Genomic DNA, 22,423 nt, shown 5'->3' on the forward strand with positions numbered 1-22,423 from the left:
GGCCAGCAATCAGCTAGTTTAGCAGGTTGCGGTTGTTGCTCCTGGGTGCGTTCTGATTCGTTTGATGTCGGAGTTCGACACAAAGGAGACATTGCAGTGACGCGAAAGCGGTCACCCGCGACACCATCGCGCTAAGCCAGCACTTCGTCTATCCAATCCAGTACACGCCGATTGACGAGGGAGCGATTACGCATCTCGCAATGCTCGCCAGCTCCCTGATTGCTGCTAAATCGAATCAGGGTTTTGGGGCAGCGTAGTGCATCGAAAAAATTTTGCGTTCCAGCGGCGAGGGTATCGTGTTCGGCCATGGTGAACAGAGTCGGACAGTGAATGTCTCCGATACGCCCATCCATCGTGTAGTGTTCAACCGATGCGAGATAGTCGCGCAGTGCCCCGGCGCCATTCACCCAGTAACCGCGCTTCGCGATACTCCAGGTCAATTTCCTGTCGTTTGCCACGATGTGGGTGAGGCGTTCCATGAGCGCCTCCGGCAAATCGCCGAGGTTTGCTGCCTCGTCAGGTGTCGCGCCCAACTTCATCACATACGTGCGGAATCCATCCGCCACGGAAGCTAGCGCGGGGTCCGCGACACAGGCTGCAAGACGACGCTCGCCAGACGCCGCACGCGGCGCAAGGTAGCCGCCCAGACTCCAACCGCACAACACGATCTTGAGCGGATCGACATTCGACAGCGTTAATGCGAAGTCCATCACCGAACTGATCACGTTCTCCCAATCCGGCCTGAGCGTGATGCCGTGATCGATCAAGGTCGTACCTTGCCCGGGACCATCGAAGATCAATGAATGGTAGCCGCGCCGGGATGCGGCGACCGCAGATGCAAAGAAAAGGTCGGTAATCGTGCCGTCGTATCCGTTGTTGAAGATCAGGAGCGGTCGAACTTCGTTGGCGCATCCCTGCGCGGGGATGACATAAGCGAGCAGCGAGGTCCCTTCAAAGGGAATATGCTGGCGCACAATGGCCGGCTCGCTTAATGCGAGCGCGCGCTCGAATGCCGCGATTTGCTTTTGAGAACCCAACCTCACACGGGGATCGACTGGTTGTCCGAACAAGGGATGAAAAGATTTGCCATAAAAGCACGCGGCCCTTAGAAAACACTCTCTCGCACTAGCCCGATGGCCTTGGGTTTCAGCTTGTCGACCGTCGACCATCATGCGATCAGCGGCTGCGCTCCAGGCGTCATAAAAGAGGGCGTCGTCTCCGTCTCCAATCGTCCGGGCGATTGCCTCGACCTCGCCATAGTCAGCGCCGCCGTAAGGAATGTAGGCGAGCGGCCAGGTTCCGAGTTGTTCGTGAAGTTCGTCTTTGAAGATCGCAGACATGTTTCACTCCCGTGGGTTGGCATCGCCGATGGGCTGATTGTCAACGGTTTGGCACGAGGTGTCGACTGACAGCGTTTGGTCGACTCCCCCTCCCGCACAGCACTCTCCGCCGACACGAATCGCCACCAAAAAACCAAGGTTAGCAAACCCTTCAACGACGCCACGCACGTCCAACGCCTCAGCCTCTCCCGCACACACCAATCTGCACTGCCCGCGCCAGCCTTTCCGCATTGCCGCCTCACTGCCGCCACAACATCGCATTTCACAACACAACATCATTCACCGATATCGCGCGAAATAGATATCTGAATTAGTTGGTTTGTCGCGGATAAAAGTCAAAGTAGTCTGCCTCACATCTTGTTATGACAAGCGATGCATGTTGCCGACGAATCGGATGCCGCGCGCCAGCCGACCGGTGATCGTCTCACGGACGCCCACCTGCGCTCCCGACGAGGAGCCAGGAATATTTCCACACGCCACCACCCACACTACTTGCCCGATCAGCCATGAAAACACGCCAACGGCTCATTCGTCTTCTCGCCGCGCCGCTGCTGCTCTCCACTGCCGTGACAGCCCACGCCGAGACCATTCGCGTTGCAATCGGCACGCAGGACACCACCATTAATTGCGCGACCGGCGGTCTGCTGATCCGTGAATTGCATCTGCTCGACAAATATCTGCCGCACACCGGCAAATACGCGAACGTGAAATACGACGTGGAATGGAAAGACTTCACCTCCGGCGCGCCGCTCACAAATGAAATGGTGGCAGGCAAGCTCGACTTCGGCGCGATGGCGGATTTTCCGGGCTCGCTCAACGGCGCGGCGTTCGAAAAGGCAGGCCGTAAAAGCATTTTCATCACCGTGCTCGAAGGCAGCACGGATGGCAGCGGCAACGGCATCGTCGTGCCCGTCAATTCTCCGGTGCACTCGCTCGCCGACCTGAAAGGCAAGACAATCTCCGTGCCGTTTGCATCGACCGCGCACGGCATGCTCCTTCGCGCAATCAAGGCGCAAGGCTGGAATCCCGATACTGACGTGAACATCATCACGCAAGCGCCGGAAGTGGCCGGCAGCGCGCTGAAGGCCGGCAAGATCGACGCCCATGCCGACTTCGTGCCGTTCGCCGACCTGTTCCCGTATCGCGGCATCGCGCGCAAAATCTACGATGGCGCACAAAGCCATACGCCGACTTTTCACGGCGCGCTCGTCGACGCCGCCTACGCGCAGAAATACCCCGAGGTCGTGGTCGCGTATTTGCGCGCCACCATTGAGGCAAATCGCCTGATCGGAGAAGACCCCGAGAAATACAGCGTCTTGATCGAAAAAACGACGGGCATCGATGCGCCGGTCGATTATCTCTATCACGGTCCGCGCGGCCTGCAGACTCGCGATCTGACATGGAAGCCCGAATATCGCCAGGCCGTGGCCACGGCGATCGACACGCTGAGGCTGCTCAAGAAAACGGACGTCAATCTCGACGCCAACACGTTTATCGACGACCGCTACATTCGCCAGGCGTTCAAGGATTCGGGACTCGACTATGACGCCGCGTTGAAGAACTACGCGCGTCAGCCGCTGGTTGCAAACGACGCGATTACCGGCAAACCCATTCGCGACTTCCACGCAGTCGCGCAAATCTGGCTCGGCAATGAAGCGCACGTGCGCAATTACGCCAGCGCCGCGGAAGCGTTCGCCGCGCTTGCCAAGCTCGAACAATCCGGCAGCAAGCCCCGCGCGGTCTACGTACAGGATCACGACAGCGGACAAAAGCTCTTTGCGTCCGATGCGTGGTATGTGCGCGATGCGCGCGGCGGCGTTACCGCCTTTCTGCAGAAGTCGGGCGCCGATACCTACGCGCAGCAAACGTCGGGCGCGGTTGTCGATTACACCGCGGCCGTCTCCGGCGCGCAGCAAGCCATTGCTTCCCGCTGATCGCTTCGGTTTCCGTCCCCGTCGAACATTTTCATTTACGAGGAATCCGCATGTCCGCCATGCTCGACCTCACGGGCCGACAACGCCCGGTTGCCACCGACTCCGCGCAGAAGGACTCCGCTACGGTACGCGGCGCGCCGACGCGCCGCTATACGCGACGCGTGGCCGCGATCCTGCTATTCGTCGCGCTCTGGCAAGCGGCCGTGCACATCCATCTTTCGCTGGGCTTCGTCACCTTCGCGAATGTGCCCTCACCCGCCGACGCCATTCCCGCGCTGTGGACCTTGCTCCACTCGCCGAAATTGCCCATGCATCTGGCCGCGAGCATCACGCGCGTGCTGGCCGGTTTCTGCGCGGCGGCCGTGGTGGGTGTCGGACTCGGACTCGCGATTGGCCGGGATGCGCTGCTTGAAGATCTTCTGATGCCGCCGCTCGAAATGCTGCGTCCCATTCCTGCCGTCGCCTGGATTCCACTCGCCATTCTGATGTTTCCGTCTTCGGAAATCAGCATGATGTTCGTGACGTTCATCGGCGCGCTGTTTCCGATTCTGCTGAACACCATTCATGGCGTGGAAGCCGTGGATCAGCGGCTTATCGCTACGGCACGCGGTTTGGGTACGAACTCGCTGTCGCTCTATACCGAAGTCATATTGCCGGGCGCTGCGCCTTCGATTTTCACCGGTCTTTCTATTGGTATGGGCACCGCCTGGTTCTGCCTCGTGACTGCGGAGATGATCGCGGGTCAATATGGAATCGGTTACTACACCTGGGAATCCTATACATTGCAGAATTACGCCGATATCGTCGTCGGCATGGCGCTGATCGGCGTGCTCGGGATGGGCAGCAGCATGCTCATCAAGCGCATGGGCGCGGCGTTGACACCGTGGTATCGACGCAATGGAGCACGCCGGTGAGCACCGTATCCGCCATTCAACCTGAAACTCTCGTCAGGACGCCAGTGGCACACGCAGCCGGGCGTATCGAGGTGCGCTCATTGACCGTCGAAGTCGGGGCGCCGCATGCGCGTATTGCCGCGCTCGATTCACTCGATGTCGACATCGCACCCGGCGAATTCGTTTGCATACTCGGCCCCTCCGGTTGCGGAAAATCCACGCTGCTCGGTGCGATTGCGGGGCACATTGCGGCCACGCGCGGCGAAGTCGCGGTCGATCATCTCGCGGTCGACCGTCCACATCCGGATCGCGGCCTTGTGTTCCAGCAGCACACGCTGTTTCCGTGGAAACGCGTGATCGACAATGTGGCTTTTGGGCTGAAAATGAAGGGCGTCGGCGCGCGCGAGCGGCGACGCGAAGCCGCCGAACTGCTCGCCCTGGTCGGCCTTTCCGGCTTTGAGTCGCACTATCCCGCGCAGTTGTCGGGCGGCATGCAGCAGCGCGTGGAGATTGCGCGCGTGTTGATCAACCGCCCACGCATTCTGCTGATGGACGAGCCGTTCGGCGCGCTCGATGCGCAAACGCGCCGCATGATGCAAACGTTGCTGCTCGACATCTGGGCGAAGATTCGCACGACCGTCGTGTTCGTCACGCACGATATCGACGAAGCGCTATTTCTCGGCGACCGCATCCTGATGCTGTCTCAACGCCCCGCGCGCCTCGTCGCCGATATCGCCGTGCCGCTCGCGAGGCCGCGTAACGACGAAAGCACAACGGAAGCGGGTTTCGTCGATACCAAACGCCGTTTGCTCGCCTTGCTGCGCGAAGCAACGAACTAGGCTGCGCGCGCGTTCGGGTGGCGGCCTGCATCCGCATCCAGACCGTCGACTTTCCGTTAAGATTTCCGCAATGGGACAATATGTGTCCAGACAGGAAATCGACATGAAATTGTTGGCCATCTCGGGGAGCGCGCGCCGCGAGTCCACGAATACCGCGCTCCTTGTAGCGATGCAGGACCATTTGCCGGCAGGCGTAACGTTATCGGTCTTCGCATCGCTCGACACGCTACCCGTTTTTTCTCCCGACTCGGAGCGCGCGGAATTGCCCGCGCCAGTAGCCCGATTCGTTGACCTCGCAGCGGACGCCGACGCAATCATTATTTCAAGCCCCGAATACGTCAGGGCGATTCCCGGCGGACTCAAGAACGCAATCGACTGGATGGTGTCCCGATTCGAAGTGATCGGGAAGCCGATCGCGCTTGCTCATGCGTCGCACCGCGGCAATGACATGCTGGCGTCGCTACGGCTCGTTCTCTCTACGGTCAGCGATGGTTTTATCGACTCGGCTTTTCTGCGCGTTCCGCTGGTTGGCAAGTCGCCGTCGGAAATGTTGACCGTGCTGCGCTTGCCCGAAAATGAAACGGCAATCGCTGCATTTCTCGCCGATGTCGTTGCGTTTGTTCGTTCGAGGCAGGCTGCGGAGGCGGTGTGAAACGCGATTGCCATTCATAGAACAAGCGGCAGAGATTCACACATCGGCCCATAGAAATTACCCGTTCGTGCTACGATTCGCGCTGCTACAAAGACGTAACCAGACGGGCGTTAAACCCACGCCCAGCAAACCGGAAACACCTACACTCCACGCGAAACGCGAAAATGTACGCAGCTGCCTGGCCTCCCGCGAAAGCGCACTGAAAGCCCCTATCGATGCAGTCACTGCATCGGCTTGGGCATTCGCCCCGGACCTGTCGTGAAAGACAGTCCGGCGATATCGCATGAACCGATCTTCCGGATCGCGATTCATGCGGTTGCGTTTTCACGAGACCACAACATGCGTATTCTCAATACGATGGCGGCGCACGCCATCCCGCTCGTTCCGCGTTCGCTCATCCGCAGGATTTCCCGCCGCTATATTGCCGGCGAAACGCTCGACGAAGCTCACACGCGTATTCACGCGCTCCACACGGCAGGCTTTCTCACCACCATCGACGTGCTGGGCGAAACGGCCTCCACGGCCGATGAAGCAGAGTCGATGGCCCGCAGCTATCTCCAGCTCATCGAGGCGCTCGGCACCGGTAATGAAACCACCGAGCTATCCATCAAGCTCACCGCACTCGGATTGTTGCTCGACGACGCCGCGTGCATGTCGCGCGTTTCCCGCATATTGCGCGCAGCAGCGTCGAAAGGCATTCGTGCGTGCATCGATATGGAGGACATCCATTGCACGCAGAGAACGCTCGACGCTTTCGCGACGCTCGAAGCGAGCGGCTTTCCAGTCGGAATCGCGTTGCAGGCGTATTTAAAACGCACGAACGACGACATCATTGCGCTTCAGGCGCGCAAAAGCCGCATGCGTATTTGCAAGGGCATTTATGCAGAGGCGGCCGCGCATCTCGTTGATGGCGCATCGAGCGACCGCGCCGCGATCAATCCGCATTTTGTTCGGCACGTCTCGAATTCCATTCAGGCCGGATCGTTCGTGGGCATTGCAACACACGATGCGCATTTGATCGATGCGCTAACCGGCTGGTTGCAACGCGAACAGATCGCCCGCTCGCGATTCGAGTTTCAGATGTTGCTGGGCGTATGTGAATCGCAGCGCGACGCGTTGCTCGCGCAAGGATTCAACGTGCGGGTCTATGTACCCTACGGCCGCGACTGGTACGGCTATAGCACAAGGCGAATCAAGGAGAATCCGCGTATCGCAGGTTATATTCTCGCCGCGATGATATCGGGCGAGCGGGCTCGCTAAGGGTGACGGAAGCCGTTATCGACAAGGACCGACTCAATAGTCGGTCCCGATTCGATTGACGGCTTTCGCGCAACTGGCGCGTATTACCAAAACAGCGGCGCACGTCAACCAACGTACGCCGCCCGCCAGCCATTCAGCACTCAATAGCGCCAGGTAAGATTGACGCTGCCATTAAGCGGCGCAGCGTAGGTGCTATAGCTGTATTCCATCGTCGACCAGTATTTCTTGTCGAGCGCGTTATTCAGCGTGCCGGTAATCGTGAAGTGCTTGTTCACGTCGTAACGGGCCATGAAATCCAGCACCGTGTAAGCGCCCTGACGCGCCATGCCCACACCTTCGTCGACATAGCTCGTGGCGCTCTGCCAACGCACGCTCGTGCCTACTGTCAGCTTGTGATCGAAGTACGGCAGACGATAAGTCGTCGACAAATGCGCGGATTTGCGCGGCACGAACAGTTGTGTCGCCTGGCCGTTGTCGTCGGTGACACGCAGGATTGTTGCACCCGCGCTGACGTTCCAGTCGTTCGTGATTTGCCCGGAAACTTCCGCTTCGATACCTTCGGACGTTGCGTCGCCGCCCGAGTAATAGTATTGCCCCGTGTCCGCGTTGAATCCCGCTTCCGTGGCGATATTCGACTGATGAATGCGATACACCGTCAACGAGGTATTCAGACGGTTGTCGAAGAATGCGCCTTTGATCCCGGCTTCCGCGCTGCGGCCGCGCGCCGGCCCGAGCAATTGATTATTCGCGTTGAGCTGATACTGCGGATTGAAAATCTTGGTGAAGCTGGCATACGCGGTAATGTCGCGCGTCAGATCGTAAGTCAGGCCGATATACGGCGCCGATCCGGACGACTGCTGGTTATAGCTGGTGCCGGCGGAATCGCCGCTGCTGGCCGCCTGCGTATAGTTGATGCCGAGCAGCAGATGCGCGCGATCGGTCAGGCTCCATCGCGACGATGCATAAAGCGAGCGGCGCACGTCGAGATAATGCACGCGCGTCGCGTTTTCGCCCCACGATGTCGGTTCCGGATACGATCCCGCGAGCAGATCGGCATAGCTGACCGGCACGCCATCGCCCTCGCCTTCGGAAGACGGATTCGTAAATTCCGAGCGCGAGAAGTTGGCGCCGAAGGTCAGTTCATGCGTGCGTCCGAACAGATCGAATTTGCCGCTCAGGCTCGAATCGAGCACGATCTGCCGATTCGACGACTCGTAATTCGACGTATACGAATTGACGCCCGATCCATCCGATTCGAGCGAACCGTAGGGATAAAAAAATCGCGCGTTGTTATAAATGTCGCTCCAGTTGGCCGATGTTTTCCACGTCCATCGCGAGCCGATCTGTTGCTTCAACTCCGCAAAAGCGCGCTGCTCCTGCGTATTGAAGAACGCCCATTTCGGCGCCATGCTCGCGTGCACGTCGTAATTGAGCGCGTTTCCCGATGCATCGAGCAGCGGCAAGCCGCCCCAGCTTGCGCCGCCCAGGCGGTTGTACTCATAGCTGAAGCCCGCGGTTGCGAGCGTGCTCGGCGTCAGGTTCGCTTCGACCACGCCGTAAATGCCATCCTTGCTCGGCTTAAGACGGTCGGTGTACGAATTGCCGTCCTCGTGAAACGCGACCAGTCGGCCCGCCACCGTGCCCGCCTTGTTCAGCGGCCCGGAAATATCGACGTCAACGCGCTTCTTGTCCCACGATCCATATGAAATACCCGCCGATGCCTGGAAATCATAAGTCGGGCGCTTGCGGATGAAATTCACCGTCGCGGAAGGGTTGCCGGTTTCAGCGTTCAGGCCGTCGGCGCCGCGCAGCACTTCGACGCGGTCGTAAAACGCCATGTCGATATCGCCATATTGCGACGTATAGACGAGCGGAATGCCAATGCCGTCGAATTGCAGATTGGTGATCTGAAAACCGCGCGACGTGAAATCGGTCGCGTACGAATCGTACGGCTCGACGGTCACACCCGTGATGTGGCGCAGCGCGTCGTTCACGCTATTGATCTGGAAATCGTTCATTTCCTGGCGCGTGAGCACGGACACCGACTGCGGCGTTTCTTTAGGCGATAACGCGATCTTGCTGCCCGCCGTCGTCGTCTTGATCGTGTACGAGTGGGTCTGCTCGGTCGGCCGCTGCTCGTCGGGGCCCGCCGAGACCACCACCGCCGGCAGCGTGTTGTCCGTTTCGCTGACCGGCGCGGCCGGCGCGGGGGCAACGGTCGCCGTGCCGTCGCGAACGTCGGCGGACAGACCGCTGCCCTTGAGCACGCTCCCGAGCGCCTGGTTCGCCGTCATGCGCCCCTTCACGGCGGGCGAGGTTTTGCCCGCCACCAGCGAGGATTTGACCAGCAACTGCACGTTGGCCTGACGTGCCACTTCCTTGAGCGCGTCGCCCAGCGGCTGAGCCGGAATCGAGAAGTCGGCAAGCGCCTCGGGCGCCGCGGCGGTGGGGGTTTGGGCGCGCGCGGCAGGTGCCTCGAGCACGGCGACGGCCAGGATGACGGCGGCCGCCAGCGTGGCGAGCGGAAAACGGGGGCACATCATGAAAGACATCTCCAACGGGTAACGAAATAAGAACCATTACCGAAGAAGACGCACGACTTCACCAAACCCTGACATCGATTCTGAAAATTTTTTAACGTCCGGCGAGGTTGCCCGATGCCAGGCTCGGTAGCGCACGACGCCCGCCCGGCGGGCCAGACGGGCAATCGATGGAGCGCCGATGGCGCGTGCTCAATGAACCGGCGGCGTGCGCTTTCGATTCGGCCGCCGCACGTTCGCCGTCATCAAGGCAAGCTGCGCCTTACACCGCAAACACCGCCACCGCGCCTTGCAAACGCACGGCCTGCTCATCGAGCGCATGCGCGGCGGCCGCCGCCTCTTCCACCAGCGCGGCGTTCTGCTGCGTGACCTGGTCCATCTGCGCGATGGCCTGATTGACCTGTTCGAGCCCACGGCTCTGCTCGTTCGAAGCCTGCGCGATCGTCTCGAACACGTCCTTCGCGGTGGCGATATCGGCGCGCAAACGCGTCATCGTTGCGCCGACGTCGTGCGCGCGCGTCACGCTGCCCGAGATCGACATCGTCGATTGTTCGATCAATTCCTTGATCTCTCTCGCCGCCGTCGACGAACGCTGCGCGAGCGAGCGCACTTCCGAGGCGACCACCGCGAAGCCGCGCCCTTCCGTGCCCGCGCGCGCCGCTTCAACCGCCGCGTTGAGCGCGAGAATGTTGGTCTGGAACGCGATGCCTTCGATGATCGCCGTAATCGTCGCGATCTTTTCCGCGCTGCCCGACGCCTCGTTCATCGTCTCGATCAGATCGCTCGACAGCGTATTGCCCGCATTCACCGCGTTCATCGCACGCACGATGACATCGCACGCGTGACGCGCATTGTCGGCGTTCTGACGCACGGCTTCGGTCAGTTCATGCGTGGTCGCCGACGTTTGTTCGAGCGCCGCCGCCTGCTGCTCGGTGCGCGACGACAGGTCCGTGTTGCCCGCCGCGATCTGCGCGGCGCCGACCTTCACGGCTTCCACGCCCTGCGTGACCGACCCGACGATGGTCTGCAACGACGTCTGCATCGCATCCATCGCCGCAAGCAGGCGGCCGGTCTCGTCGGTGCGATTGCGTTCGATGCGGCTGTCGAGACGTCCGGCGGCAATCGCCTGCGCGGTATCGACGGCGCGCGACAGCGGATCGCGGATCGCCGTCACGAGCCAGCGCCCGGCCAGCCCCGCGCACACCACCGCGAACGCGGCGGCCAGCGCCACGCTCAGATAGATCGTGTGGCGCAGCGACGCGAGTTCCGCGGTGCGCGCCTCGATGCGCTGGCTCTCGGCCTTGTCGAGCGCATCGACGGCGGCAATCATGTCGCCCGTGCCCAGATAGCTGCCGAAGCTCTCCGTCAGCGCGCTCAGTTGCGCGAGCGTGGCGCTGCCCTCGTTCACCTGCGTGCGCATCGCGAGCATCGGATCGACGACCTTCGCTTCCCACGCGTCGTACTGCGCGACGGCGGTATCGATGAGCTGATTGCGCGCCGTATCGGCGGGATCGAGCGCCTTGATCGCGGCCATGCGCGTACGGAAATCGCCGATGTGATCGACCTTCCACTTCATGTGGCCAGGCTGACCGTCGAGGTTATAGGCGAGCAGCGCCCAGATGATGTTCAGGTAATCGGCGCTCGCGTCTTTCACGAGCCGCTGCGCCTGCACGGAGACGGCGTTTTGCTGCTGCTTCTGGTCGATGGCGTCGAGGCCGTACCAGCACACGGCCGAGCTGACGAGGAAAAACGCAATGACGACGCAGAACGCCGAGGTCAACTTCTTGCCGATCGAAAGGTTCTGCATCTTCATGTTCAGGTGGGGAATCGAAACCCGGCCGCGAGCGTCGGCTCATCGGCACGGTCAAAAATCGTAATACGGTATACCAACCATAATTCGCCGACAAGCGGTTTTAAAAAGCTGTTGCGGCGGTGTTAAAGAGGCGGCAGCGGCGGTTTAGACGGCGTTGCGGGGAAATGGGGGATGGAAGGAAACGCGGGAGAAACGATCGTTCGCCCGATTGAACACTTTCGCGTGCGTCACTTTCAGAGCATGCGAACCGACGATTACGCCGATCGACGCATTCAGGTTTACAACAGCGCCGTGCCCATTGCGGTGCAAAACGGCGCTGACGACAGAATCATTCAATGTGCAATGAAGACGTGCGTCACGCCACGGCTACGTACTCGCGGGCACCGGCGCTTTCGCCTCCATCAGCCCTGCTTCCTTGAGATCGGCCCACAACGCGACGGGAATCGGATGCTGCATGAACGCCACGTTTTCTTCGAGTTCGGCCACGCTGCGCGCGCCGGGAATCACGCTCGACACGAGCGGATGGCCGAGCGGGAATTGCAGCGCCGCCGCGGCCAGCGGCACGCCATGACGCTGACACACCTGCTGGAGCCGGCGCACGCGATCGATCACGAACGGCGGCGCGGGCCGCGTATTGAACGTGGCGCTCTGCACCGGCCCCGATGCGAGAATGCCTGAGTTATACGGTCCGCCAATGATGAGCTTCGTATTGCGCTGCTCGCACAGCGGCAGCAGCGTGCGCAACGGCTCCTGCTCGAGCAGCGTATAGCGCCCGGCGAGCAGAAAATAATCGAAGTGCCCCGCCACCACGAAATCCGAAAGCATCTGCCATTGATTGATGCCGACGCCCACCGCGCCAATCACACCTTGCGAGCGCAATTCGTCGAGCACGACATACGCGCCGTCCATGGCCTCGCGAAAATGACTGCGCGCATAAGGATCTTCACCGGGACCGAATACGATCGATTCGTCGGGATCGTGAATCGCGATCATATCGATGCGATCCACACCCAGCCGCTGCAAACTCTGCTCGATCGAGCGCAGCACCGCGTCGCGCGAATAATCGAATTCCGGCCTGAGTGCCGGTGCGTCCGCCCATAAAGCGGGCGACTTCTCGCGCTCGGAAATCGGCACGAGGCTATAACCGACTTTCGACGAAATCACGATCTCGTTGCGCGGCAGCGTTTTAATCGCTTCGCCTAGACGCGTTTCGGCGAGACCGTAACCGTAGACCGGCGCGGTGTCGAAATAACGCATGCCGCGTGCGAAAGCGGCATGAACGGTCGCGGTCGCCACTTCGGGATCGGTCGCGCGATACATATTGCCCAGCCCGGTGCCGCCGAGGCCCAGGGTGGTCACGGCCAGCCCATTGGCCGACACGGTTCTCGTTGCCATTGCATTCATAGGGGTGTGTCTCGCTGAAGGAAAGGCAAACGTCATTTGATGATCGGCGTTTTCTTGCGGTCGAACGTGACCGCCACGCCGAAAATAATCATGGCGCCGTAAATCGCCTGCTGAAAATACTGGTCGACGCCAATCACGTTCATGCCGTTGTCGAGCATGCTGAGAAACAGCGTGCCGAACAGCACGTTGAGCACGCCGCCCGCGCCGCCCGTGAGCGCCGTGCCGCCCACCACCACGGCCGCGATCGAGTTGAGTACGTACGAGGTGCCCACGACCGGATCGCCACCGAATCGCACCGAGGAAATAATGATGCCGACGAGCGCCGCGCACACGCCGGAAATCATGAACGGCACGTTACGCGACTGTGCGATATCGGTGCCGGACATCCACGCCATGCGGATATTGCTGCCGACGAAATAGATATTGCGGCCCGTGCGCGTGAAGCGCAGAAACACAGCAACGGCGCAAAAAACCAGCGCGCCGATGATGAACACGTTGCTGATCGAAAACACGTTGCCGTTGACAATATCGAGCATCGAATAATCACCGGGCGCGGCGCTAACAGGCCGTGGCGACACCAGATAAGCGAGACTCGTGATGATGCCGCCCGTGCCGAGCGTGGCGATGAACGACGGAATTTTCACGCGCGTGAGAATCACGCCGTTGATATACCCGAGCGCCAGACCGAGCGCGAGACAGCACGGATACGCCCAATAACCGATGCGATGCACGAGCGTAATAAACACCACCGAAACCAGCGAAATCGTCCCGCCCACCGAGAGATCGATTCCGCCAATCAGAATCACGAACATTTGCCCGAGCGCGGCAATCAGCAGAATGGCGCCAAAATCCAGAATCGTATTGATGTTGTACAGCGAGAGAAACTGGTCGTTGCCGATTGCCATGAATGCGCCCACGACCACGATCAACGCGAGCGTCAGATGGATCGGCTTCAACCGGCTCGTCAAATGCTTGATGCCGGTACGCGAAGCGGCGCGCCGGGCGCCGTCAAAAGAAGGTGCGTCCAATTTGCGGTTCCTTGTCGAGAGCTTCGTTCAGACGATCAGTTTGATCAGATCCTGCGGCGTCGGCTTGGCATGCGCCGACGCCTCCAGCTCGCCGATCAAACGCCGCTCGCGCATGATCAGCAGACGGTTGGCCAGCCCGATATCCTCCTCCAGCGTGTCGCACATGATGATCATGGCAATGCCCGCATTCGCGAACTTGCGAATGAGCCGATAAACCTCGTCTTTGGCTTTGATGTCGATACCACGCGTCGGGTGATCGAGAATCAGCAGACGCACATCCGAACTCAGCCATTTCGACAGAATGATTTTCTGCTGATTGCCGCAGCTCAATCCCGCACAGGCTGCATGAATCGAAGGCGTCTTGACGAGGCATTCCGCGACCCATTGCTTCGCGTGCTCGTGCTCTCTGCGCGTGCTGATCATGCCGCCGACCTTGAGCTTGTCGAGCACGAGATAGTTGATGTTGTCGGCCACGCTCATATTCAGCGCGAGCCCTTCCTCTCGCCGTTCGATGGGCACGTGTCCCACGCCATGCAGCACGGCCGAGCGCGACGAACCGTTCACAGGCGTCTTGCCTTCGATCGCGAGCGTGCCCGCGTCGTAGCGCTCCAATCCGGCAATACAGCGGCACAGCGCCTCTTTCCCCGAACCGACCAGACCGACGAGACTGACGATCTCGCCTTCGCGCACCTCGAAACTCAGCGGCGCGAACGCCCCCTGTTTCGCGAGTTGATCGACGCGGAACGTCACCTTCTCGCCCGGCGCGCGCTGCTCGCTTTCGCGAAAGCGGTCGCCGGCGAAATCGTGACCCACGAGCAGCTTTTCGACATCGGCGATATCGAGGCCGGACGTGGGCATCTCGGTCACGTTGCGGCCGTCCTTGAGCACGACAATGCGATCGCAGTTTTCCAGCACTTCCTGAAGCCGGTGCGAGATGAGTATCATCGACGCGCGGCTTTTCAGGCGATTGAGAATTTCGAATAGCGTGTCGCGCTCGCCGTCGTTGAGCACGGTGGTCGGTTCGTCGAGAATCACAATCGGATTCGAGGCGCCATATTGCTCGCAGAGCCAGACCATGCGCGCGATTTCCACCATCTGCCGCGCGGCGGGCGAGATCGATGCAACCGGCAGATCCACGTCGACATCGAGGTTCATCGGTTCCAGCACGCGCCGCGCCTCGGCGGCCATCTCGCGCCGCGACAGCACACCAAAGCGGCGAAAGCGCGCTTCGTGGCACAGAAACAGATTCTCCGTGACCGAGAGATTCGGAATCAGCGAGCCCTCCTGAAACACCACGCCAATGCCTTTTCGAATCGCATCCGCGGTGCCCTTCATGACGACCTTTTTGCCGTCCAGCATCAAGCGGCCTTCGTCAGGCTGATAAATGCCGGTCATGATCTTCGTGAGCACCGACTTGCCCGCGCCGTTTTCGCCGACCAGGCCCAGAATCTCGTTCTTGCGCACGGTCAGCGCAACATCGTCGAGCGCAATCACGCCGGGAAATCGGCGCGTGATACCTTCGAGCGAGAGCACCACGCCGGTATCCTGTTCGATAAGCGTTTCCATAGTGCGGCCTTATTTAATGAAGCCGAGCTTGCGGCGGTCGAGCGTGAGCGCCACGGCAACGATCAACACGATGCCGTTGACGGCCGTTTGCGCATACGGATTCACGGCCATCAGCACCATGCCGTTGTTGAGCACGGCGAGCACGAGCGTGCCGAGCAGCGCATTCTTCGCACCGCCGAGGCCGCCCGTGAGCGACACGCCGCCCACCGCCACCGCCGTGATCACCGGAAACAGCAGATTGAGACCCGTGCGCGCGGTCGCGCTGCCCATCCGGCTCACGAGCAGCAGCGCGCCCAGGCCGTAGAGACACCCGGCGATCGCGAACGCGACCACTTTCATACGCGGCACGTTCACGCCCGCCTGACGCGCGAGCGCTTCGTCGCCGCCGATGGCGTAGAGATAGCGCCCGGTGCGCGTGCGATCCTCGAAAAACTGCACGGCGATCACAATTGCCAGCGCCACCAGCACGATATTCGCAACGCCGAGCGGCTTGTCGTTGATAAAGTTTTGAATGCGGTTATCGAGCAGCGTAATCAGCATCGCCTTGTTCACGTAGACGGCTACGCCATAGAGCACCCAGCTCACGCCCAATGTCGTAATGAACGAAGGAATTCTGAGTTTCGTATGCAGCACGCCGGTCAGCATGCCCGCCGCGCCGCCGATGGCGAGACAGATCGGCAGAATCCAGAGCCCGACATCGTGATCGTTGTAGCGATTCTTGCTGAGCACGCCGACGAAAACGGCGCACAACGCAACCGTGCCTTGCAGCGAAAGATCAATCCCGCCAATCACGATGGTCAGATGCAAACCCACGGCGAGAATCGCGGGAATCGCCGCGAGACTCAGCACGACCTGCACGTTGTCCCACGAGAGACTCGCGCCGCGCGTGCCGATGGCGAACACGGCCACGATCAGCGCGATCGAGAGCAGTTGCGCGCCGACGCCACTGCGACGCAGCCAGCGGCGCGCGCCCTGCATCCACGCAGTGTGTGCGGGCTGGCGCGAGAAATTCGCGTCGCCCATGCTTTCCACAGGTTCCATGAACTGCCGTCCCTCCTGATGGTTCCGGCCGCGAGCGCGCCGGTTTCGCACGCCCGCGCCGAAGCTTGCTTGAATACCTGCTACGCGGTGTTATTTGATCGGCGCGACCCAGCGTGCGTAGAAGTTCTTCAGGTCGTAATCCGGCATCTTGCTGACCGTGTCTCTCACGACTTTCTCCACGTTCGAGCGATCGACTTCGATACCCGGAATCAGAAACGCGCGGTATTTGGCGGGCGTGGCCTTCACGTCGAGCGCGCCCTGTTTGGCCGCAAGCGCCATCGACAAGCCGAGTTGCGCCTGATAACGCGCGTCGTCGTATTCGGTCGAGGACATCGTGCCGTCCTTGATCGCATCGAACGCGTCGGGCACGCCGTCCGTGCCGCTCACCTTGACCTTGCCTGCGAGGCCCGCCTCCTTGAGCGCGGCCACCGCGCCGAGCGCCATGTTGTCGTTGGCGGACCACACGCCCGCGGTATCGGGATGCGCCGCCAGCAATTGCTTGGTGATTTCGTAGGCCTTGTTGGTGTCCCAATCGGCGGCTTCCCACTGCACGAGCTTCACGCCAGGCGTTTCTTTGAGCGCCTTTTGCAGGCCCTGGAAGCGCCCAATGGCCGCGTTATTCGACAACATGCCCTGAATCGCGATGATCGAACCTTTGTTCGGCGTCGGCATGTTTTTGAACAGGGTCTTCGCATTGAAATAACCCTGCCCCACAGCGTCGAAACTGATATGCGCGACCCAGTGCGGATAGTCCTGCACCTTGATGTCGTCCGGTTTGTTCCACCAGCTCACCCAGTAAACGCCCGCACTTTCCAGCATCTTCGCGATCGGCACCACGTCGGGCGCCTCGTTCGGATCGACGTTGACAACCATGTTGCCGCCGGTCTTCGCAATCTCCGCCTTCAGATCGGAAAACTGCTTCTGGCTGTTGCCCTCGCTGCTCAGCACATCGACGGGCAAACCCAGCTTCTTGCCGAGCGCCTTCGCGCCCGCCGCATAGTCGGCGTGATACGGATTGTCGAGCCCGCGAATCATGACAACGAGCGTGGTCTTGTCGGAAGCCGCCCATACCGGCGACGAAATGCCAACGCCAATGGCCGACGCCACCAGCGACGCGGCAAGCAGACGAGTCGTGCTGTTCAATTGCTGTCTCCTCTCTGGATTGAGAAGCGGATGCCTCATTATTCCTGGCCCGCTTCAACTGATACGGATACCTAACATTGTGTTCTGCATGAATCTCACTCTTGATTCGACAACCGAACCGTCTCTATCCGGTTCGGCTTGCTTCACGCCATGCTTTTCGCGTATCTAAGATGCCAGTTAAAAAAAGAAAATTTTTTGGCGCGCATGGCGATGTGTGCGACTCATACGCAACTCATGCACGATTCCACGGCGCAAACGGCGGATTCGCGTTGCGCGCGCCGCAATCGAGCGCGTCGATGCTGGCGAGTTCGTCATCGCTCAAACGCACGTCCAGCGCACGCAGATTCGCACGCTGATGCTCGACGCTGCGCGACGCGGTAATCACCAGCATGCCGCGCGCGAGCAGCCACGCACAGGCGATTTGCGGCGCATCCACGCCATGACGTTCGGCAATCGCGGCGATCACAGGATCGCGCTGCACGCGGCCCTCACCCAGCGGCATATATGCCGTCACCTTGATGCCGTGCCGATGCGTCGCGTCCACGTCAGCGCGATTCGCGAAGAACGGATTCACCTCGATCTGATTCGTCACGATTGCATCGCCGCCTGGCACCCCAACGGCTTCGTCGAGCAGCGGCTCGGTGAAATTCGACACGCCGTAATGGCGGATCAAACCTGCGCCCACGGCTTCGCGCATCGCACCGATCGTCTCAGCGACCGGCACGCCGTCGACCGACGGCCAATGCACCAGCGCCACATCGATCACACCGACACCGAGCCGCTCCCGGCTCGCTTCCAGGCTGTCGAGTACCGCGCGATGGCGCAGGCTGTCGAACCACACCTTGGTCGTCACGCAAATCTCGTCGCGATTCACACCGCTCTCGCGAATGCCGGCGCCCACCGCCGCTTCATTCTCGTAGTGGACCGCCGTGTCGATATGGCGATAGCCCAGTTCGAGCGCGGTGCGCACCGATTGCGTGGTGATGTCCGGGGCGACGCGGAATGTGCCGAGACCCAGCGCGGGAATAACTGACATCAAGCTTGACTCCAGTTCGATGGAAACTGCGTTGCAGTTGAATCGAAGCACCGCTTTAAAACACGGCCTTCGGGTTATAGAACTTGTCGATATTGCCGCGATCGATCACCGCAGGCGGCGTATAAGTCATCTTCGGCAGATCACGCGCCTGGCCATTCGCGGCCTTGAATCCGAGGTCGACGGCCGTGCGCGCGATCAGCGCCGGATCGTTGAGCGCGGTCGCGCCATACTTGCCCTGCTTGATGAGCGCGAGCGCTTCCTTCTGACCATCGGCGGCCGCCACGAGCGTGATGCCCTGACGATTCGCGCTCTCGATCGCACGACGCGCGCCCAGCACCATGCTGTCGTTTTCGCCGAGCACGAGATTGATGTCCTTGTTCGCGACCAGCAGATCTTCCATCGCCTTCAGGCCGCCTTCGTCGGTCCAGTTGCCCCAGCCTTGCCCCACGATCTGCAGATTCGCCTTGCCGAGCTTTTCGAGCTGCGCTTCGACGATGCCTTCGAGTACGCCATCGCGGCGCGCCTTGCCCACCGGATTGCCCTTGTCGCCCGACACGAGCGCGATCTTCAGCGGCTTGTCGCCGAACGTATCGACAACCCAGCGGCCGACCAGCGCACCGTTTTGCCGATTCGACGATTGCACGAGCGTGAGGTAATTCGCCTTCGGATCGAGATCGGCATCCATCACGATCACTTTCACACCTGCTGCCGTCGCTGCGTTCACGGCGCTCACCAGCCCTTCGGGATCGGCCGGATCGATGATCAGCACTTTCACGCCGCGCGTCACGAGGTCTTCGACATCGGCGATCTGCTTCTGCATCGTGCCCTGCGCATCGGTAACGATCGGCTCGCCGCCGAGTTCCACCACACGCGCTTTCGCGGCTTGCATGGCCGCCGAGAAATACGGCGCGTTCAACACCTTCATGGAAATGCCGACCTTGAGTTTGTCGGCAGCAAAAGCATGACCGGCGCACACTGCGCAAACGAGCGCGGCCATCAACACATTTCGTAGTCTCATGACGCACTTTCCTGTTTATTTGTTTTGCTTGGCTGGATTGCGATTCACATCGTCACGACAACACTTACTGCCTTCCGCACGCACGCTGGCGCGAATTTTCGACGACTGTGCAAGCGCAGAATAACGATAGTATTGCTATCGTTACATAGGTGTATACGTGAAATCACACGCTACTGAACTCAAACATCATTACAAATGATAATGTTTAATAAGCGTCGCAATAGTGCGCTGTTCTGCATAGAGCGATAGCAAAATGCGGGCATGGCGAAGCACGCCAATCACACCCATTCACAGCATTCAGGAGCGAGCGATGGATTTGAAACTGCGTGGAAAGGTCGCGGTCATTACCGGCGCGAGTGTCGGCATTGGTCTTGCGGTCGCGGACCGTTTCGCGGCCGAGGGGACACATCTCGTGCTCGCCGCGCGTCAGCGCGAACGTCTGGAAACCGCGGCGCAATCGCTCGCCGAACGGCACGGCATTCAGGCCGTACCGGTTGCGTGCGATATCGCAACGGTCGAAGGCGTGACGCAACTCGTCGACGCCACGACTGACGCCTTCGGCGGTGCGGACATTCTGTTCAACAACGCGGGCACGGGCAGCAACGAAACGATCATGACCGCTCCCGACGACAAATGGCAAGCGTACTGGGAACTGCACGTGATGGCCGCCGTGCGCCTCGCGCGCGGGCTTGTGCCGCTGATGAAGCAGCGCGGCGGCGGCGCGATCCTGCACAACGCTTCGATCTGCGCCACGCAGCCTTTGGGCTACGAGCCCATTTACAACGTCACGAAAGCCGCGCTGATGATGTTTTCGAAGACGCTCGCGAATGAAGTGGTGAGCGACAATATTCGCGTCAATACCATCAATCCGGGGCTCGTGCTCACGCCGGACTGGATCAAGACGGCCAAACAACTGAGCAGCGAAACGGGCGGCGACTGGGAAGGCTATCTGCAGCAGGTCGCGAACGAGCACGCGCCCATTCAGCGCTTTGCTTCGCCCGAGGAACTGGCCGATTTCGTCGTGTTTCTGTGCTCGGAGCGCGCGAGTTACAGCGTGGGGTCCACGTATTTCGTGGACGGGGGAATGTTGCGAACCGTGTAGGTGCGCAAGCGGTGCGGCCCTGCTGTCGAGAAGCAGGGCCGCTGAAGATTACGCGTGATGGCGCTCAGGTCAACGCAACGAGTTCCGGCACCACGCTGAACAGATCGCCGACGAGACCGTAGTCGGCTACGGTGAAAATCGGCGCTTCCTCGTCCTTGTTGATCGCGACGATCACCTTCGAATCTTTCATGCCCGCGAGATGTTGAATCGCGCCTGAAATACCGATGGCGACGTAAAGCTGCGGCGCGACGATCTTGCCGGTTTGACCGACCTGATAATCGTTCGGCACGTAGCCTGCGTCCACCGCCGCGCGCGATGCGCCGAGTGCTGCGTTGAGTTTGTCCGCGAGCGGCTCAAGCACTTTGGTGTAGTTTTCGCCGCTGCCCAGACCGCGTCCGCCTGACACGATAATCTTTGCGCTGGTGAGTTCGGGGCGATCGAGTTTCGTGACTTCGCGATTGACGAATTGCGCTTTGCCGTTATCCGCTGCCGCTTCGATTTTTTCTACCGATGCGTTGCCGCCTTCCGCAGCGACCGCGTCGAACGCCGTGGTGCGAACGGTGATGACCTTGATCGCGTCTTGCGATTGCACCGTCGCAATCGCATTGCCAGCGTAAATCGGACGCTCGAACGTATCGGCACTAACGACAGCAGTGATATCGCTGATCTGCGCAACGTCGAGCTTGGCGGCAATACGCGGCGTAACGTTTTTACCGCTTGCCGTAGCAGGCGCGAGAATATGCGAGTAGTTCTTCGCTAAGGAAAGCACCGTCGCTTCAACGTTTTCCGCGAGACTGTGTTCGAGTTGCGGCGCATCGGCGAGGAGCACCTTAGAAACGCCGACGATTTTCGCCGCTGCATCCGCAGCCGCTTTCGCGTTGTGGCCAGCAATCAGCACATGCACATCGCCGCCGATTTTCTGCGCCGCTGCAATCGTGTTCAGCGTTGCGGCTTTAATCGACTGATTGTCGTGTTCTGCAATTACCAGGTTCGTCATTTTCAATTCGCTCCTCACAGCACCTTGGCTTCGGTCTTCAGCTTTTCGACCAGCGTTTTCACGTCAGGCACTTTCACGCCTGCGCTGCGCTTGGGCGGTTCCGAAACTTTCAGCGTCTTCAAACGCGGAGCGACATCCACGCCGAGATCTTCCGGCGTGATCGTTTCGAGCGGCTTCTTCTTCGCCTTCATGATGTTGGGAAGCGTGACGTAGCGCGGCTCGTTCAAACGCAAATCCGTCGTCACGACAGCGGGCAATATCAAAGCCAAGGTTTCCGCGCCGCCATCGACTTCACGCGCCACCGTCGCCTTGCCATCCGCAACCGTGATTTTCGAAGCAAACGTCGCTTGCGGCAGATCCGCCAAAGCGGCAAGCATCTGACCGGTCTGATTCGAATCGTCGTCGATGGCTTGTTTGCCGAGAATTACCAGCGAAGGCTGCTCTTTATCGACGAGCGCTTTCAAAAGCTTCGCAACAGCCAACGGTTGCAATTCCTCATTCGATTCGATCAGCACCGCGCGATCCGCGCCAATCGCCAGTGCCGTGCGCAGCGTTTCCTGCGCCTGCGAAACGCCAGCAGAAACCGCAATCACTTCCGTCGCGATGCCCGCTTCTTTCAAGCGCACCGCTTCCTCGACCGCGATTTCATCGAACGGATTCATCGACATCTTGACGTTCGCCACATCCACGCCCGTGCCGTCCGACTTCACACGAACCTTCACGTTGTAATCGACCACGCGTTTCACAGCGACAATAATCTTCATATCGTACGGATAGCTAATCAATAAGATCGGACGATCGCTCAAAAAAAGAGCCA

At 60.3% G+C, this 22,423-nt stretch carries 18 protein-coding genes; 6 read left to right on the forward strand and 12 right to left on the reverse strand.

All coding sequences use genetic code 11. From position 1 onward, the window contains the following. Positions 1–131: 131 nt before the first annotated feature. Positions 132–1,340, reverse strand: a complete 1,209-nt coding sequence (locus G5S35_RS25185; protein ID WP_065059817.1) for an alpha/beta hydrolase family protein — start codon at positions 1,338–1,340, stop codon at positions 132–134. Between the two features lie 506 nt (positions 1,341–1,846). Here G5S35_RS25185 and G5S35_RS25190 point away from each other — a divergent pair. From G5S35_RS25190 to G5S35_RS25210, 5 genes are all read left to right on the forward strand, one after another. Next, positions 1,847–3,274: an ABC transporter substrate-binding protein gene (locus G5S35_RS25190; protein ID WP_183039857.1), complete on the forward strand. Its 1,428-nt coding sequence runs from the start codon at positions 1,847–1,849 to the stop codon at positions 3,272–3,274. Positions 3,275–3,324: 50 nt separating this feature from the next. Continuing rightward, a complete protein-coding gene (locus tag G5S35_RS25195; RefSeq protein ID WP_183039858.1) occupies positions 3,325–4,188 on the forward strand; it encodes an ABC transporter permease in 864 nt (287 codons plus the stop codon). Positions 4,189–4,232: 44 nt separating this feature from the next. Next, positions 4,233–5,006, forward strand: coding sequence for an ABC transporter ATP-binding protein (locus tag G5S35_RS25200; protein ID WP_183039859.1), 774 nt, complete (start codon positions 4,233–4,235; stop codon positions 5,004–5,006). Between the two features lie 103 nt (positions 5,007–5,109). Next, positions 5,110–5,658, forward strand: coding sequence for an NADPH-dependent FMN reductase (locus tag G5S35_RS25205; RefSeq protein WP_183039860.1), 549 nt, complete (start codon positions 5,110–5,112; stop codon positions 5,656–5,658). 258 nt (positions 5,659–5,916) lie between these two features. Beyond that, positions 5,917–6,918, forward strand: a complete 1,002-nt coding sequence (locus tag G5S35_RS25210) for a proline dehydrogenase family protein (protein WP_338048732.1) — start codon at positions 5,917–5,919, stop codon at positions 6,916–6,918. Positions 6,919–7,058: 140 nt separating this feature from the next. Here G5S35_RS25210 and G5S35_RS25215 read toward each other — a convergent pair whose 3' ends face one another. The 9 genes from G5S35_RS25215 to G5S35_RS25255 form a co-directional block, all read right to left on the reverse strand. Beyond that, positions 7,059–9,461 (reverse strand): TonB-dependent siderophore receptor, encoded by a 2,403-nt coding sequence (locus tag G5S35_RS25215; protein WP_161495591.1) that lies wholly within the window; start codon positions 9,459–9,461, stop codon positions 7,059–7,061. A 259-nt stretch (positions 9,462–9,720) separates the two neighbouring features. Continuing rightward, on the reverse strand, positions 9,721–11,265 hold the full coding sequence (locus G5S35_RS25220) for a methyl-accepting chemotaxis protein (RefSeq protein ID WP_161495590.1): 1,545 nt from the start codon (positions 11,263–11,265) through the stop codon (positions 9,721–9,723). 372 nt (positions 11,266–11,637) lie between these two features. Next, positions 11,638–12,666: an aldo/keto reductase gene (locus G5S35_RS25225; protein WP_074985535.1), complete on the reverse strand. Its 1,029-nt coding sequence runs from the start codon at positions 12,664–12,666 to the stop codon at positions 11,638–11,640. A gap of 41 nt (positions 12,667–12,707) precedes the next feature. Next, on the reverse strand, positions 12,708–13,703 hold the full coding sequence (locus G5S35_RS25230; RefSeq protein ID WP_074985536.1) for an ABC transporter permease: 996 nt from the start codon (positions 13,701–13,703) through the stop codon (positions 12,708–12,710). 27 nt (positions 13,704–13,730) lie between these two features. Further along, positions 13,731–15,269 (reverse strand): sugar ABC transporter ATP-binding protein, encoded by a 1,539-nt coding sequence (locus tag G5S35_RS25235; RefSeq protein ID WP_183039861.1) that lies wholly within the window; start codon positions 15,267–15,269, stop codon positions 13,731–13,733. 9 nt (positions 15,270–15,278) lie between these two features. Further along, the gene (locus tag G5S35_RS25240; protein WP_183039862.1) at positions 15,279–16,310 is read right to left on the reverse strand and encodes an ABC transporter permease; all 1,032 of its coding nucleotides are present in this window, start codon (positions 16,308–16,310) and stop codon (positions 15,279–15,281) included. 90 nt (positions 16,311–16,400) lie between these two features. Further along, on the reverse strand, positions 16,401–17,453 hold the full coding sequence (locus G5S35_RS25245) for a sugar ABC transporter substrate-binding protein (protein WP_176081019.1): 1,053 nt from the start codon (positions 17,451–17,453) through the stop codon (positions 16,401–16,403). A gap of 232 nt (positions 17,454–17,685) precedes the next feature. Beyond that, a complete protein-coding gene (locus G5S35_RS25250; RefSeq protein ID WP_183039863.1) occupies positions 17,686–18,489 on the reverse strand; it encodes an aldo/keto reductase in 804 nt (267 codons plus the stop codon). Between the two features lie 55 nt (positions 18,490–18,544). Further along, on the reverse strand, positions 18,545–19,507 hold the full coding sequence (locus G5S35_RS25255; protein ID WP_065059828.1) for a sugar ABC transporter substrate-binding protein: 963 nt from the start codon (positions 19,505–19,507) through the stop codon (positions 18,545–18,547). Between the two features lie 310 nt (positions 19,508–19,817). On the opposite strand from G5S35_RS25255, the gene G5S35_RS25260 reads away from it, so the two are divergent. Then, positions 19,818–20,609 (forward strand): SDR family NAD(P)-dependent oxidoreductase, encoded by a 792-nt coding sequence (locus G5S35_RS25260; RefSeq protein ID WP_074985542.1) that lies wholly within the window; start codon positions 19,818–19,820, stop codon positions 20,607–20,609. A gap of 64 nt (positions 20,610–20,673) precedes the next feature. Here G5S35_RS25260 and G5S35_RS25265 read toward each other — a convergent pair whose 3' ends face one another. Both G5S35_RS25265 and G5S35_RS25270 read right to left on the reverse strand, forming a co-directional pair. Continuing rightward, positions 20,674–21,606: an electron transfer flavoprotein subunit alpha/FixB family protein gene (locus tag G5S35_RS25265; RefSeq protein ID WP_183039864.1), complete on the reverse strand. Its 933-nt coding sequence runs from the start codon at positions 21,604–21,606 to the stop codon at positions 20,674–20,676. 14 nt (positions 21,607–21,620) lie between these two features. Further along, positions 21,621–22,370 carry an electron transfer flavoprotein subunit beta/FixA family protein gene (locus tag G5S35_RS25270; protein WP_183040015.1) on the reverse strand — a complete coding sequence of 250 codons (750 nt, stop codon included), beginning with the start codon at positions 22,368–22,370 and terminating at the stop codon, positions 21,621–21,623. Positions 22,371–22,423 lie beyond the last annotated feature (53 nt).

It is taken from the genome of Paraburkholderia tropica (assembly GCF_014171495.1).
Taxonomy (GTDB): domain Bacteria; phylum Pseudomonadota; class Gammaproteobacteria; order Burkholderiales; family Burkholderiaceae; genus Paraburkholderia; species Paraburkholderia tropica.